The organism is Sinorhizobium sp. FG01 (genome assembly GCF_002531875.1).
Taxonomy (GTDB): Bacteria; Pseudomonadota; Alphaproteobacteria; order Rhizobiales; family Rhizobiaceae; genus Sinorhizobium; species Sinorhizobium fredii_C.
The window spans coordinates 235841-251019 of record NZ_NWTB01000005.1 but is presented as its reverse complement, the minus strand read 5'-3'; the positions used below and the strand labels follow the sequence as shown (position 1 = coordinate 251019).

Sequence of the window (15179 nt, the reverse complement as noted above, 5' to 3'; positions counted from 1 at the left end):
ACCTTGTCGTAGTCAAGCGCATTTGTGAATCTGTACAGTAACGGTACAAAGTCTCCAAATAAAACAAGAGCCCACTTCTTGAGAAGGAAGTGGGCTCAATACATTGTGGCCAACCTACAGCTTACGTCATCAAAAATACGGAACTTTCCGCGATCGCGGCTCCCTCCAGCCGCAGCGGCGGTTGCCCCCTTCTTTTTTACACCGCTTCGTAATGAAATTGAGATCCAACCACGAGGATATATTTCCGTCTCATTATGTTAGAAGTCAAACATACACTTAATAAGTGGTTAACGGTTAAACTGCGACGTAAAAGGCATGGCTTCGCCGAGCATGATCTTCTTGAACGATCGGCGTGATGGGGAGATCAGGAGACGGATGAAGAAAAACGTCCCGCGTCGGCACCGTAGTAGTTGAGATAGCGACCGGAAATATTGCTGATCGGCAGAACGATCAGCACGTCTGTCGTGCGGAAAGCGTGATCGACCACGGCACCGTCGCCGACCATGGCACCAAGCCGCATATAGCCCTTGATCAGCGGCGGCAGGGCCGCAAGCGCCTTTTTCGGATTGACCGCCTCGGACGGCATCAGATCCATCGTGCGATAGAGCTCCGGCCGGGCGGCGACCGCCCATTCGTCGCGAGCCAGAATATTGTGGTGCAGGAAGGAGAGCGCCAACGCGTGCTCCGCCGGAACCACGCCCGGAAGCGAACCGCAGCCGAACATGGCGTCGATGCCGTGCCTCAGCGCATAGGCCCAATTGCCCTGCCAGAGCAGTTCCACCGTGCGCTTGGTCCGGTACTCCGGCAACACGCAGGATCGGCCGAGTTCCATGAAGCGCTTGTCCGGATGCCGGGCGAGAAGATCGCCGATCGCGAACTCGGAGGCCGAATAGAAGCCGGCCGCGCGCACGGCAACCTCCTGGCGCAGCAGGCGATAGGTGCCGACGATCTGCTCCTCGGCATCGCCTTCGATCGACGTGTCGAGGACGAGCAGGTGGTCGCAGATCGCATCCCAGCCGTCGACATCGCGTTTGCGCCGTTCTGCTTCGGGCGCCACCTGCGCCTTCATCTCCTCGACGAAAACCCGGTAGCGTACCGCCTGCGCCGCATCGATCTCCGCGGCCGTACGGGCAAGGCGCGTTTCGAGATTGGCGATACGGCCGAGAACATCGGTTGCCGGTGCCGCAATCGTCTTGCGGACGCAAGCCTGTGAAGTGTCAACCACGCTCGTCGAATCCAGAAGGTCGATCGTCATGCCGTGTCATCCCGAATCGTCAGTGTCCGTCGGGCTTAGACCACGTTTCTGCAACAACATAGTGACACGAAAACGCAAGACAACCCCGAGGCGGGACAATGCCGCGCGGCGGCTAGGCTTGCCCGACCCCAAGCAGCCGAGCGACTTCATTGAGGAACTGCTGCGGTTCGACCGGCTTTGTGAGAACGGCGTCGACGCCGGCCGCAAGCAACAGCCGATGAAGATCGCTGCGGACGTCGGAGGTCAGAACGATCACCGGCAGGCGACGTCCCGTTCCGGGCGCTTCCTCCGCGCGAAGGCGCCGCAGCAGGGCAAGACCGTCGCCGCCCGGCATGTTGACGTCCGTCACGATGAGCGCCGGGGCACCCTTCTCTCGCAACACGGCCTCGAGCGCGGCGAAATCGCCAACAGGGTGGACGGCGTGCCCGGCTCCTTCGAGCATTTTCCGCAGGATCAGGGCGTTCACCGGATCGTCCTCGGCGAGCAGCACCGGGCGGCCGTGATCTCGGACCGTTGCCGCCTTCGGCGGCTCCGCCCTCAGGATCGGCCTGTTGTCGTTGATCCCGTCGCGCCTTTCGATGCCCGTCATGCGGCCGAGCAACACCTCGACCAGCGATTTCTCCCGCAAGGGGCGTATCAGCCAGGCCTCGTAGCCGTCCATCCTGCTGAGCGGATGGCTGCTGCGCTCTTCGGGGCTGATCAGGCAGGTCTTGCGCAATCGCTGCCGCCCGAGCGCCGGCTCCAGGGAGAGGAGTTCGCGCAACTGCGCCGCATGGCGGTGATCGACGATAATATCCGTCAGCGGCAAGCGATCGGCGAGCGCGTCGGCTGCGACAGCGCGGGCGGCCGAGAGGGATCCGGCACGGTGGCACTTGCCGCCGAGCGTCTCGATCGTCGCCGCAAGCGCCGTCGAAGCAGGACCGTCGGGAGCGAGCAAGAGTACATGGGTGTCGGCAAGGACACCGCGGCGGGGCTGAGCCGCCGAACCGGCTCCAGCGACCGGGAAGCGAATTTCGAAGCGGCTTCCCTCTCCCGCGATGCTCGACGCGGTCAGGCTGCCGCCGAAAGCCTCCATGATGCGGCGGGATATCGCCAAACCGAGACCCGTTCCCTTGGAGCGCTGGGCGTCGTCGCCGGCCTGTTCGAACTCATCGAAGACACGCGCCAGTTCGTCGGCCGACATGCCGAGGCCGCTGTCGTCGACGCGGATGCGGACGATCCCCGCTTCGAAGCCGGCCGTGACGAGGACGCCGCCGGTCTCGGTGAATTTCACGGCATTGCCGATAACGTTGAACAGCACCTGCCGCAGCCGCGCCGCATCGAAGGCCACGCAGCGCGGCACACTCGCATCGATCGCGGCGCCGATTTCGATGCCTTTCTCATGGGCACGATGCGAGAGCATCTCCACGACGTTCTCGATGACGAGGCGCAGGTCTTGCCCGGACGGATGCAATTGAAAGCGCCCAGCCGAGAGCGAGGAGAAGTCGATCAGGTCCTCGACCAGTTGCACCAGGGCGTGGCCCGACTGCTGCATGTCGGCAAGATAGTTCCGCTGCTCGGCCGACAGGTTCGTCTGGGCGAGCAGATGGCTCATGCCGAGAATGCCGGAAAGCGGCGTGCGGATCTCATGCGTGACGGTCGCAAGCAGCCGCGATTTCGCCTGGCTCGCCTCTTCGGCGCGCTGCCGCGCCTCCTCCCGCCGGCGTGCCGCCTGCGCTTCCTCCGTTATGTCGCGGGCGATGCTGTGGCGCATCAGCCGGCCGGTTGCCGGGGCGCGGATCACGACATCGTGCCAATCGAAAAGGCGCAAGCCCGCCGGCGTCGCCAAGCGGACGACGAAACGGTCGGGATCCGGCCGCGTTTCGAACTCGAGGCCCAGCGAGGAGCAGGTCAGCCCCCGCACGTCGGCTCGCCCGCACATTCGCGTGAACACCCGGTTCGCCTGGACGATCCTGCCGTCCATGCCGCGGACGAGAGCAATGTCGCCCAGCGCGTCATGGATCGTCGAAAGCAGCTTCGCCGTCTCGGAACACAGCGCATCGGCTGCGGCCCTGCCCGCCTCCGGAACCTGCCCGGAGGCCGTGCCATGGCTGGAGAGCAGCAGAAAGCCGCCAACAAGGGCACTGAGGGCCGCAAGGACCGGCAGCAGATAAAGATCGGCGCGCGCGCCGACGACCAGCAGAACGCCCGCAGCAGCAAGGCCGGCGAGCGCAAGGAGAAGTCGCCCGACGGATGCTTCGCCGCCGATCGCCGGCCGCAAGCCACCACCGAGCGTAGTCGCCTTCGAGAACGTGATTCCAGCCGCTCCGGATCGCGCGCCCGAGCCGGCTTGGTTCCGATGCTTGACCGATGGAAGCTCGCTCATGCCTTCAACCTGGCATGGCAAGCCTTCCGAATGGCTTCAACGGACGTCTAAAGTTTTAGCGACCGCGGTTTTTTGGCCTGCAACAGCTCGTCCAGAATGATCGCACCGGCACCGACGGTGATGAAACTGTCGGCGAGATTGAAGACGGCGAAGGACCAGGTGGCGGTGTGGAACAGGATGTAGTCGATGACATAGCCGAAGAGCAGCCGGTCGACGAGGTTGCCGAGCGCGCCGGCAATGATCATCGCATAGCCGAGATGGGCGAAGAAGCGGTCCTTCGGAGTGCGGCGCCACAGCCAGAGCACGAAAGTGACGACGGCGAGACGAATGCCGACGATGAACCAGCCTTCCATGCCGGAGAGCATCGAGAAGGCGACGCCGTAATTATAGGTGCGGTAGAGCGCGAGCATCGGGATGACCGACACCGCCTCCTGGAAGGGCAGGAAGGCTTCCACCAGATACTTGATCGCCTGGTCGGCAACGAGCGCGACGAGAATGAAAAGCGCGATCGGCAGCGGCCGGGAAAAAAGGGTGTTGCGTTCACTCATCAGCGCTCATCCAATGAAAGAAGATGGCGGCGCGCCTCGAACAGCATGATGCCGGTGGCAATCGCCAGATTGAGCGAGTCGGCCCGGCCCGCTTGCGGAATGCGCGCCAGTGCGCCGGCTTCGCGAGCGAGCTCGACGGGCAGGCCTGCTTGCTCGTTGCCCATCAGCAGGACGACCGGCTTCGACCGGTAGTCTATGGTGCGATAGTCGACGGAGCCCGCCAGATGCGTCGCCACCACCTGGACGCCGGCCGACTTCTGCCAGCGGACGAACTCCTCGGCACTGGCCCGCGCGATCGGCAAGGCGAAGACCGAGCCCATCGTTGCGCGCACCGTTTCGAGCGAGAAGGGATCGGTGGTCTCGCCGACCAGGATGATGCCGGACGCTCCGGCGGCGTCGGCGGTTCGGATGATCGTGCCGAGATTGCCGGGATCGCGCACCCGGTCGAGCGCCACGTAGGTCTCGCCCTCCTGAGGGCGGATATCCTTCAGCGGCCGGTAGCGTTGCTCGAAGATGCCGACCACCATCTGCGGGTTGTCGCGGCGGGTGATCGTCGAGATCACCTTCTCGCTGACCTCGAGGACGAGCCCGCCCTTTGCCACCGCCTTTGCCGCTATCTGCTCGACCTGCGGTTTGCCTTTGGCCGCCTTGGCATAGACGAGCGTCTTGATCTTCCAGCCGAGATCGAGCGCATCGATCACCAGCTTCAGCCCTTCGGCCATGAAGGAGCGCGTCTCGTCGCGATGCTTCTTCTGGGAGAGCGCGCGGATATCCTTGATGATCGGATTGGTGAGGCTGGTGACCTCCTTGACCTGGCCGACGCGCGGCGTGCCGTGATCGCTTCTGTCAGAATTCATTTGGGTACCCAGCGGCTGAAGAGGGAGGTGGACAGCGCCCGACCGGGCGCCGTGCCGTCGAGACCGCCCTCGCGGATGATGAGCTCGCCCGATTCCACCCGGCCGCCGCGCCCGCGCATCGTCTCGCGCATGAGCTCGTGGATCGAATAGAAGCTGGCGCGGATCGAATAGGCGGTGAGCACCAGGCCGCGAGCATCCTCAGACAGGATTTCGCGGCAGATGTCGAGCATCGCCGCCAGATGGTCGAAGAGCTGCCAGACCTCGCCGTTCGGACCGCGGCCGAACTTGGGCGGGTCGGTCAGAATGATGTCGTAGCGACTGCCGCGTCGCTCCTCGCGCTGGATAAACTTCATGGCGTCGTCGCAGATCCAGCGGATCGGCAGTTTCTCGGCGCGCGCCATGGCTTGGTTCTCGCGTGCCCAGCCGATTGCCTTCTTGGAAGCATCGACATGGGTCACCTCCGCGCCCGCCTTCGCCGCGATCAGCGAGGCGACGCCGGTATAGCCGAAGAGGTTGAGCACCTTCAGCGGCCGGCCGGCCGACGCGACCTGGTCTTTCATCCACGACCAGTGGGCAAGCTGTTCGGGGAAAACCCCGACATGCCGGAACGAGGTGAATCGGCCGAGAAAATCCGTGTCGAGAAGCTGCATCGGCCAGGTTTCCCCGAGCGCTTCCTGCGGCAAACGCCAACGGCCCATGCCATCCTCGTCGGTGTCGCCGGTGAAGATCGCATCCGCCTTTTCCCAGACGCCAGAGGGCAGCGCCTTCGGCCACAGCGCCTGGGCTTCGGGCCGGACGATGCGATAGGGCCCGTACTGTTCCAGCTTCTCGCCGTCGCCGCTGTCGATCAGGTGGTAGCCGGCGGTCGGCCGCGTCTCGAGGATGAGCGGCACCGTCTCGGCCGGCTTCGCGCCGCTCCGCGGCTCCACGCGGCGCGGCGGCGTGCTCTCCTGTGCGGCCGAACGCGGCAATTTCTGCGGCGCCGCCTTTGGCGACGGCAGCCCGCCGGCCTTGCCCTTCTGAGGACCGCCCTTTGCCGAAGAATGCCTTTGCTCGTGACGACCGCCACGCGCCTCTGCGCCGCGTCCCTTGGCCGCCGTGACCGAGGCGTTCTTCGATCGCCGATCTTTTTCCTTCACGCGCTGATCCTTGGATTTCGCTCGATCACCGGCACATCCCTTTTGCCCGGCCAGCAAAGGGAATGTGCCCTGGCCGCGCGCCCGGACGGATGCGCGACTTGCTCAGTGCGTGCAATAGCATCGCGGATGCTCTTGGCAAAGCCGTTTCCGGTCTGCGAAGATCGGTGACTTCACTACAGCGTCGCGCGCCTCAGGCGCGCAAAGGTCGCTGTAGCACTTTGAATTGCTGCATGTCTTTGTCCTTAAAATCGAGGTCGATTTAGGGACACATACAGTAGAAGGGAGGAAGCTCTATGGACATTACCGGAGAGGAGCGGATCGCGGCACGGCGGGAAGCGGTTTGGCAATGCCTGAACGACCCCGAGATCTTGAAGCGGTGCATTCCCGGTTGCCAGGCGATCGAGGCGGTCTCGCCGACGGAACTCACGGCCGTCGTGAAGGTCAAGATCGGTCCGGTTTCGGCGACCTTCAACGGCACGGTCATGCTCTCCAACCTGAATCCGCCCGAAAGCTACCGGATATCGGGTGAGGGAAAGGGCGGCATCGCCGGTTTTGCCAAGGGGGGCGCGGATGTCATGCTTGCCGAAGCGAGTGACGAAACGGTGCTGCGTTACGACGTCAAGGCCGAAGTCGGCGGCAAGCTCGCTCAGCTTGGCTCCCGCCTGATCGATTCGACGGCCAAGAAGCTCGCGCAGCAGTTCTTCGCCAATCTGAACCTCGCCGTCAGCGGCGAGCCGGCGGGCTGAAGCGCGCCCGCATCTCGGCCAGTCAGTTCTGCGGCGCCGGCAGGCTCGATTGCGCCAACCTTTCGGCCTCGCTGCGGTGCTTTTCAGCCTCGCGATGCCATTTCAGCGCCTCATGGGCCTCGTTGCGCGCCCGGCGGCGGTACTTGCCCTGGCTGAACCAAACCACGGCGGCCCCAAGGAACAGGCCGAGGACGACCGCCAGAAATAGGAAGAGGAAAAACGGCGCGGATACGGAAAGCACGTTGTCGGCCGGATCGAAGGGATTGAGCGACAATGTAACGGTCTGTCGGTTGGCGACGCTCAAGGCGACAAGGATCACCCCGAGCGGTACGAGCACGACGATGTTGACGATTTTCTTGAACATGCACCGCTCCGGCTATGGCACCGGCTCGGAATGCTCTGCGGCAGGCACGGTGCGCTGTTGGAATGAGAGGGCGACCGCCGCTTTCAAAACGTACGGCGCTGTCGTCGCTGCGCCTCTCGCTCAGTCTTCATCCTGACCGTTCATACCTGGATTGAGCCGTTCGCGCAGCTCCTTGCCGGTCTTGAAGAACGGCACCCATTTCTCCTCGACGAAGACGGAATCGCCAGTGCGCGGATTGCGGCCCGAGCGCGATGGCCGGTTCTTCACCGAGAAGGCACCGAAACCGCGCAGTTCGACCCGGTTTCCGGCCGCGAGTGCGTCAGTGATCTCATCGAGGACCGCATTGACGATATTTTCAACGTCGCGGTGATAGAGATGCGGATTGCGCGCGGCCACAATCTGCACCAGTTCTGACTTGATCACTTTCGCCCCCTGGTCTTTTGCTTTTTGTGAATGTTTGTGACGCTTGGAAGGCCTCACCGGACGCCCGGAGCATGGGTGAGGCCCCATCTCGCCTCAGGGCGGCATTTCTAGCCTTCCTTATTGAGCATCAACCTGCCAAACCGAAACAAGACCGTCAAGAAACAACTTGTCGCCGCCAATCTTTTCGATCCCGTTCATCGCCGGAAAAGCATCATATCCCAACAGCTTGAGCCAATTGGATACGACCGTCGAAAGCCCGAAGGGGAAGGAGCCGCCCGGATCCTTCCAATCGACGACGGGCAGGTCCTTCGACACCTTGCGCTCGGCCAGAAATGCCCTGATCTCGTCGTCGCCACCGATCGTGTCGACGAGTTTGTCCCTGAGAGCCTGCCGCCCGGTGAAGATCCGGCCGTCTGCCAGCGCCAGCGCCTCCGGCCGCGGCAGCTTGCGCCGCTCGGCCACGAGATCGACGAACCAGTTGTAACTGTCGTCGATCATCGTCTGGATCATCGCCCTTGCCTCGGGGCTGGGCGGGTGGAACGGCGAGGGCTCGGCCTTCAGCGGCCGCGACTTTATCGACTCCAGCGACACGCCGACCTTGTCCATCAGTTCCTTGACCTGCGGATACTGGAAGATGACGCCGATCGAGCCCGTGATCGAGGTTTCGCCGGCGACGATGCGGTCGCCGGCAAGCGCGATCATGTAGCCGGCGGAGGCGGCAAGCGTCCTGACATCGGAGACCACCGGCTTCTTGGCTGCGACTTTGCGGATCGCCTTGTAGAGCACCTCTCCGCCATAGGTGGTGCCACCCGGCGACGATATGGTCACGATCAGAGCCTTGGCGGAATTGTTGTCGGCAATGCTCTCCAGCCTCTCGACCAGCTCCCGATCGTCCTGGATGACGCCCGTCACGGTCACGCGGGCAACGTGCTCGCGGGCCCGTCCGCTGACCTCCGTCCAGCCCGAAAGGGCAACGAGCGCGAAACCGCCCAGAACGAGGATGGCAGCCGCCGCCCAGCGCCAGAAGCTCAGCTTCCGGCGCAGGCTGCGGCGATCGGCAACGGCGAGTTCGTCCATGGGCATCTCCCAAATCTTGGCGCGGGTCCTGTCAGTTTCCTCAGGAACATGCTATCTGCGCCCGCGGTGGCAGGCTAGATAGGCGCGGCTGGCGACGGAGGAAAGTCGAAAGCCCGCGTTTTTCGCAGTCCCTTCAAACTTTTTGCCGCTCCATTGCCGGACGATAACAAAATAACCATATTCGCCGTGACCTACGCCATTGCATGTAAATGCGGATCTTGCGGCTATCGCAAGATCCGAACGGAACCAACAGGCTCTTGATGCTGAACCAAGCGCGTTTTCCCGATATCGTCGCCGATACGGGCACGAGCTCCGTGGATGCCTATGCATCGGCGGCGCGACACTCCGCGCGGGTGAAGCGCCTGAAGATCGTCCTGCCGCTCGCGGCCGGCGTCATCGCTCTCGTCTTCGCGGCCATTTCCTTCATCCGCGCCTTTCTGCCGGAGGAACTGCAGCTCGAAACCGCGACGATCGAAAACGGCAAGATCGTCATGCAGAATCCGGCGATTTCCGGCCGCAACCGGCAGGATATCAGCTATTCCATGAAAGCCCAGCGGGCGCTGCAGGACATTGCCAATCCGGACATCATCACGCTCGAGAAGATCCACGCCGAGATGCCGGTCAACGAGACTTTGGTGGCGACGGTCGACGCGACGAGCGGCATTTACGATCGCGGCGGAAATACGCTCGATATGAACGCGCCGTTCACTATTTCGATGAATAATGGCGTCAATGCCGATTTCCAGTCGGCATATCTGGATATCGACGCCGGCGAAATGGAGACCAAGCATCCGATTGCCATCAGCATGAACGGCGGATCGATCATTGCGCAGTCGCTGCGAATGACAGATAAGGGACGTATTGTAACATTCGAAGGCATGGTCCGGGTCAATGTCGAACCCAGCGCCATCCGCAAGAACGCCAAATAGGACCTGGTGCACCCCCATGTCGGTCACATCTACCGTTTCTTTTAAGGTATCCGCCACCCTGGCTGCCGCCGGGCTCGGCGCTTTGATCATTGCTTCCGGCGCCTTGGCGCAGGCCACATCCAGCCGCATGAAGGGCATGCAGCTTTCCAACGACCAGCCGATCCAGATCGAGAGCGACAAGCTCGAGATCAAGGATCCGGAAAGCAAGGCGATCTTCACCGGCAATGTGAAGGTCGTGCAGGGCACGACGACGCTGCAGGCCGGCAACATGACCGTCTTCTACAAGGCGACCGAAGGCGCGACGATCACCAGCGGCAACGCCGATATCGACCGGATCGAGGTCAGCAACAAGGTGTTCTTGAGCTCCGGCGCCCAACAGGCCACGGGCGATACCGGCCTCGTCAACCTGACCAACCAGACGATCGTGCTCAAGGGCGAGAAGGTCGTGCTGTCGGAGGGCAAGAACGTCTTCGTCGGCTGCCAGTTGAATGTGCAAATGGATACGGGCGAAGCCCAGCTCGAGGCCTGCGGCGGCCGCGTGCAGATTCAGCTCGATCCGCAGTCCCGCAAGCAGAATTGATGCAAGATTCGGACGTGCAGATCCCCTTTCTTCCCAAACGCAAACGGGTCAAGAAACCGTCGGCGGCAGCCGTTGCTGCGCGCACGGTCGACAAGGCGCGCTATGACGGCACGCTGATCGCCCGCGGCCTGACGAAATCCTACCGCTCGCGGCGCGTCGTCAACGGCGTCTCGCTTGTCGTGCGCCGCGGCGAGGCGGTCGGTCTGCTTGGGCCGAACGGCGCCGGCAAGACGACCTGCTTCTACATGATCACCGGATTGGTCCCCGTCGACGAGGGAGCGATCGAGATCAACGGCAACGACGTCACCACCATGCCCATGTACCGCCGGGCGCGGCTCGGCGTCGGTTACCTGCCGCAGGAAGCCTCGATCTTCCGTGGGCTGACGGTGGAGGAAAACATCCGCGCCGTGCTCGAAATCCACGACAAGAATGTCGAGCGGCGCGAAAGCAAGCTCAACGACCTGCTTGGCGAATTTTCGATCACGCATTTGCGCAAATCACCGGCCATCGCCCTTTCCGGCGGCGAACGCCGCCGCCTCGAGATCGCCCGCGCCCTTGCAACCGACCCGACCTTCATGCTGCTCGACGAACCCTTTGCGGGCGTCGATCCGATCTCGGTCGCCGATATCCAGGCGCTGGTCCGGCACCTGACCTCGCGCGGCATCGGCGTCCTGATCACGGATCACAACGTCCGCGAAACGCTGGGGCTGATCGACCGCGCCTATATCATCCATGCCGGTGAAGTGCTGACCCACGGGCGCGCCAATGACATCGTCACCAATCCGGATGTGCGCAGACTTTATCTCGGCGACAATTTCAGCCTGTAACCGTGCGTGCAGGCGAATTACCGCTTCACAACGCCTCGGCGCTTGACCAAATCCCAGTAATAAGCAATTTTTGGGCCAACTAAGAAATGGCCCGTCCACGCTAGACCGGCCCGAAGAATTGACGGGAGTTTCGCGTCTGCATGGCTTTGTCCGCCAGCCTTCATTTGCGACAGTCACAGTCGCTGGTCATGACCCCGCAACTGATGCAGTCGATCCAGCTGCTTCAGATGACGCATCTCGAACTCGGCCAATTCATCGCCCAGGAAGTCGAAAAGAACCCGCTGCTGGAGTTTCAATCGGCCGAGGAGGCAGGCTCCGGCCCAGACCGGTCCGAACGCGACGAGGCAGGCCTTGCCAGCGAGACGGGCGGCGGGGCGGAGGAGAGTGGCAGCCAAAGCGACCTCTATGACAGCACCATGTCGAGCACCGGCGAGAGGCTCAGCGAAGAACTCGACGCCGACTTCGCCAACGTCTTCCAGGACGATACGGCTCCGCAGCGCGCGGATGCGCCGGAGCTGCTCGGCCAATGGAAATCGATGCCGGGCGCCGGCGGCGGCGATGATGGCGAAGGATACGATCTCGACGATTTCGTCGCCGGCCGGAAAACGCTCCGCGAGACGCTGCTCGAGCAGATCCCCTTTGCGCTTGCCGCCGCGCGCGACCGGCTGATTGCCCAGCATCTCATCGACCAACTCGACGAAGCGGGCTATCTGCATGCGGAGATCGGGGAAACGGCGGCAAGGCTTGGCGTGGCCGCGCAGGACGTGACGCGCGTCCTTTTCGTCCTGCAGCAGTTCGATCCGCCCGGCGTCTTCGCGCGCTCGCTCAGCGAATGCCTTGCCATTCAGCTGCGCTTGCGCAACCGCCTCGACCCGGCCATGGAGGCGCTTGTCGCCAATCTCGAGCTTCTGGCGCGCCGCGACTTCGCGAACCTCAAGAAGATCTGCGGGGTGGACGAGGAGGATCTCGTCGACATGCTCGCGGAGATTCGCAAGCTCGATCCGAAGCCGGGGACAAGCTTCGAGACCAGCATCACCGAGGCGATCATACCCGATGTCGTCGTCCGCTCGGCACCCGATGGCGGCTGGCTGGTCGAGCTTAACCCTGACGCGCTGCCGCGGGTCCTCGTCAATCACGACTATTTCGCCGAGGTTTCACGCCACAGCCGGAAAAACAGCGCCGAGCAGGCTTTCCTCAGCGATTGCATGCAAAACGCCAATTGGCTGACGCGCAGTCTCGACCAGCGCGCCAGGACGATCATGAAGGTCGCGAGCGAGATCGTGCGGCAGCAGGACGCTTTCCTCATCCATGGCGTCGACTACCTGCGGCCGCTGAACCTCAGGATCGTCGCCGACGCGATCAAGATGCATGAATCGACGGTGAGCCGCGTCACCTCGAACAAATACATGCTGACCCCGCGGGGTCTTTTCGAGCTGAAATATTTCTTCACCGTGTCGATCGGCTCGGCGGAAAACGGCGACGCCCATTCGGCGGAATCCGTCAGGCACCGCATCCGCACGTTGATCAATCAGGAAAGCGCCGATGCGGTGCTGTCTGACGACGATATCGTCGATGTCCTCAAGCAAGCCGGGGTCGACATCGCACGGCGCACCGTCGCCAAATATCGCGAAGCGATGAACATCCCCTCCTCGGTCCAGCGGCGCCGCGAGAAGCGCGCGCTTGCCAAGGCAGCCGGGTTCTGATTGGGGTTTTTTTGCGGCTGCAATTGACTCGCTGCGACGCAGGCGATATGAGGCCGCCGCGAAATGCCGAGCCAGTCACTCCACTTCGGCGGCTCCACGCGCCCCGTCCGCCCCTCGTTGAAACGCTTGGATGACGAAGGCGCTTGGAATAGACTGGATACGCAAGTCACGAACGAGAGAGGAAACTCCATGAGTGTGCGTGTATCCGGTAAACATATGGAAATCGGCGAATCGTTTCGCTCGCGCATAGGCGAGCAGGTCCGCGAGGCCGTAACCAAATATTTCGACGGAGGATATTCAAGCCAGGTCACTGTGGAAAAATCCGGCTCACGCTTCAGCGCCGACTGCAAGCTTCATCTCGACACGGGCGTGGTCTTGCAGGCAAACGGTCAGGCGAATGAACCACAGCTGGCCTTCGACGCGGCTTCGGAGCGCATCGAAAAGAGGCTCCGGCGCTACAAGCGTAAGCTCAAGGACCATCACAACGGCAATGGTCAGAATGCTACCGAGGTGGCCTACAGGGTAATGGACTCGGTTCCCTTCGAGGACGAGGAAGTTCCCGATGATTACGCACCGACCATCGTCGCCGAAAGCACGAAGCAATTGAGGACAATGTCCGTCGCCAACGCCGTCATGGCGCTCGACATGACGGACGAGCCGGTGCTGATGTTTCGCACCCCCGGCAAGGAAGATCTGAACATCGTCTATCGGCGCAATGATGGAAACATTGGCTGGATCGACGCCGCCAATATCAAAGGATGAGTGGGTTCGGGGAATGCCGGCGCGGTCGGCCTTCCCCGCCGCTCCGATCGGCGGGCCAGGAAAATTCGTCTTTTCTGTGAATGCGACCCACCAGCCTAAAGATGGTTGGAGCCATTGCGGCAAATTTGTGTTGAAGTTGTCAGGCTCTGACCGGCAAACGAGGATAAAAGAATGGCATTGGCAGGCTTGCTGCACCAAAATGCGATCATCCCGGCTATGAGGGCCAACTCGAAAAAGCAACTCCTTCTGGAATTGGCAGCAAAAGCATCGAAGCTCACCGGTCTGCCGGAACGGGAGATTTTCGACGTCATCCTGCAGCGCGAACGCCTCGGCTCGACCGGCGTCGGCAACGGCATTGCCATCCCGCACGGAAAGCTCAGCAATCTTTCTTCGCTCGTCGGCATCTTCGCACGGCTTGAAACGCCGGTCGATTTCGAAGCCCTTGACGACCAGCCGGTGGACCTCGTCTTCCTTCTGCTCGCCCCGGAAGGCGCCGGCGCCGATCACCTCAAGGCGCTGTCGCGCATTGCGCGGGTGCTGCGCGACCATGACATGGTGACGCGCATCCGGGCGACCGATTCCGCCAGCGCCATCTATATGCTCCTCAATGAGGACACGACCTCGCACGCCGCGTAAAAGCGGCCGTAGTGGAGCGGGCCGGATTCACTTGCGCTTCGCTGACCGAGACCGATCGTGTTTCCGTCCGCGTCCGGATTGATCAAACAATTCAAGCGTTCCGCTGCTCTCGCCCACCCGAAAAGGGCTATCGACAGCTTCCCCGTCGTCAACAATAATCCACTCCGGCATTCGATCGGCGATGCGGGGAGGACGACATCATGACGGGCAGGCTTTCGGGCAAGGTCGCGTTGATCAGTGGCGGCGCCGGCGGCTGCGGGCTGGCGGCCTCCGAGCTTTTCGCGCGCGAGGGCGCCAAGGTCGGCATCGTCGACCTGCCGAAGAGCAAAGGCGAGGAGGTTGCAGCCGCCATTCGCGCCCGGGGCGGTGAGGCCGTGTTCGCGGCCGCCGACGTCTCGGTCTCGGCCGACGTGAGTGCGGCGGTCCGCCCCGTCGAGGATGCCTTCGGCCCGATCACCGTCCTCTTCAATCATGCCGGCATTCTCGCCGTCGGACCCTTCCTCGAAACCGAAGAGGCGGAGTGGGACCGGCTGATGGCGGTGAACGTGAAGAGCATGTTCCTGATGACCAAGGCGGTGCTACCGGGCATGATCGGCGCCGGCGGCGGCAGCATCGTCTGCACCTCGTCGATCTCGGCAGTCGCGGCGACGCCGATGGAGGTGCTCTACGACACGACAAAGGGCGCCTGCCACATGTTCGCCCGGGCGATCGCCGTCGAGTTTCGCGACCGCGGCATTCGCTGCAACGCCGTCTGCCCGGGCTTCATCGCCACCGATCACGGCAAGCGCGAGCTCGCCGGCCTCACCAAACACGGCGTCGATGTGTCCGAAGCGGCAATCGCCGCCCAGCAGGGGAGGATGTGCGATCCGATGGAGGTCGCCAATGCCGCGCTGTTCCTGGCGAGCGACGAGGCGAGCTTCGTCAACGGCACGCATCTCTTCGTCGACAATTGTTTCACGGCCGTCTGA

16 protein-coding genes are annotated in these 15179 nt (G+C 62.7%); 8 read left to right on the top strand and 8 right to left on the bottom strand.

All coding sequences use genetic code 11. From position 1 onward, the window contains the following. Positions 1-364 precede the first annotated feature (364 nt). The 5 genes from CO656_RS09395 to CO656_RS09375 form a co-directional block, all read right to left on the bottom strand. Positions 365-1255 (bottom strand): GNAT family N-acetyltransferase, encoded by an 891-nt coding sequence (locus CO656_RS09395; RefSeq protein ID WP_097525542.1) that lies wholly within the window; start codon positions 1253-1255, stop codon positions 365-367. A 112-nt stretch (positions 1256-1367) separates the two neighbouring features. Continuing rightward, positions 1368-3620, bottom strand: coding sequence for an ATP-binding protein (locus tag CO656_RS09390; RefSeq protein WP_097525541.1), 2253 nt, complete (start codon positions 3618-3620; stop codon positions 1368-1370). Positions 3621-3667: 47 nt separating this feature from the next. Then, positions 3668-4168, bottom strand: coding sequence for a signal peptidase II (lspA, locus tag CO656_RS09385; protein WP_097525540.1), 501 nt, complete (start codon positions 4166-4168; stop codon positions 3668-3670). After that, positions 4168-5025: an RNA methyltransferase gene (locus tag CO656_RS09380; RefSeq protein WP_097525539.1), complete on the bottom strand. Its 858-nt coding sequence runs from the start codon at positions 5023-5025 to the stop codon at positions 4168-4170. The genes lspA and CO656_RS09380 overlap by 1 nt, the downstream gene beginning before the upstream one ends. Continuing rightward, a complete protein-coding gene (locus CO656_RS09375; protein WP_097525538.1) occupies positions 5022-6164 on the bottom strand; it encodes a class I SAM-dependent rRNA methyltransferase in 1143 nt (380 codons plus the stop codon). The genes CO656_RS09380 and CO656_RS09375 overlap by 4 nt, the downstream gene beginning before the upstream one ends. Before the next feature lie 293 nt (positions 6165-6457). Here CO656_RS09375 and CO656_RS09365 point away from each other — a divergent pair, with 293 nt between their 5' ends. After that, the gene (locus CO656_RS09365) at positions 6458-6910 is read left to right on the top strand and encodes a carbon monoxide dehydrogenase subunit G (protein ID WP_097525537.1); all 453 of its coding nucleotides are present in this window, start codon (positions 6458-6460) and stop codon (positions 6908-6910) included. Between the two features lie 22 nt (positions 6911-6932). On the opposite strand, the gene CO656_RS09360 is transcribed toward CO656_RS09365, so the two are convergent. The 3 genes from CO656_RS09360 to sppA form a co-directional block, all read right to left on the bottom strand. Further along, on the bottom strand, positions 6933-7274 hold the full coding sequence (locus CO656_RS09360) for a LapA family protein (protein WP_037420795.1): 342 nt from the start codon (positions 7272-7274) through the stop codon (positions 6933-6935). 120 nt (positions 7275-7394) lie between these two features. Beyond that, positions 7395-7697 carry an integration host factor subunit beta gene (locus CO656_RS09355; RefSeq protein ID WP_037378120.1) on the bottom strand — a complete coding sequence of 101 codons (303 nt, stop codon included), beginning with the start codon at positions 7695-7697 and terminating at the stop codon, positions 7395-7397. A gap of 117 nt (positions 7698-7814) precedes the next feature. Continuing rightward, positions 7815-8774 carry a signal peptide peptidase SppA gene (gene sppA, locus CO656_RS09350; protein WP_037420798.1) on the bottom strand — a complete coding sequence of 320 codons (960 nt, stop codon included), beginning with the start codon at positions 8772-8774 and terminating at the stop codon, positions 7815-7817. A 260-nt stretch (positions 8775-9034) separates the two neighbouring features. Here sppA and lptC point away from each other — a divergent pair, with 260 nt between their 5' ends. The 7 genes from lptC to CO656_RS09315 all read left to right on the top strand — a co-directional run bounded on the left by lptC (position 9035) and on the right by CO656_RS09315 (position 15179). Then, entirely contained in the window at positions 9035-9703 is a 669-nt protein-coding gene (lptC, locus tag CO656_RS09345; protein WP_037420801.1) for an LPS export ABC transporter periplasmic protein LptC, read from the top strand. A 16-nt stretch (positions 9704-9719) separates the two neighbouring features. Then, positions 9720-10283 carry an LptA/OstA family protein gene (locus CO656_RS09340; protein WP_037420804.1) on the top strand — a complete coding sequence of 188 codons (564 nt, stop codon included), beginning with the start codon at positions 9720-9722 and terminating at the stop codon, positions 10281-10283. A gap of 14 nt (positions 10284-10297) precedes the next feature. After that, positions 10298-11110, top strand: coding sequence for an LPS export ABC transporter ATP-binding protein (lptB, locus tag CO656_RS09335; protein WP_176536527.1), 813 nt, complete (start codon positions 10298-10300; stop codon positions 11108-11110). Between the two features lie 140 nt (positions 11111-11250). Further along, on the top strand, positions 11251-12813 hold the full coding sequence (gene rpoN, locus CO656_RS09330) for an RNA polymerase factor sigma-54 (RefSeq protein WP_097525535.1): 1563 nt from the start codon (positions 11251-11253) through the stop codon (positions 12811-12813). Positions 12814-13002: 189 nt separating this feature from the next. Further along, entirely contained in the window at positions 13003-13575 is a 573-nt protein-coding gene (gene raiA, locus CO656_RS09325) for a ribosome-associated translation inhibitor RaiA (protein ID WP_037378109.1), read from the top strand. A gap of 171 nt (positions 13576-13746) precedes the next feature. Next, a complete protein-coding gene (gene ptsN, locus CO656_RS09320) occupies positions 13747-14211 on the top strand; it encodes a PTS IIA-like nitrogen regulatory protein PtsN (protein ID WP_037420810.1) in 465 nt (154 codons plus the stop codon). A 200-nt stretch (positions 14212-14411) separates the two neighbouring features. After that, entirely contained in the window at positions 14412-15179 is a 768-nt protein-coding gene (locus CO656_RS09315; RefSeq protein ID WP_097525534.1) for an SDR family NAD(P)-dependent oxidoreductase, read from the top strand.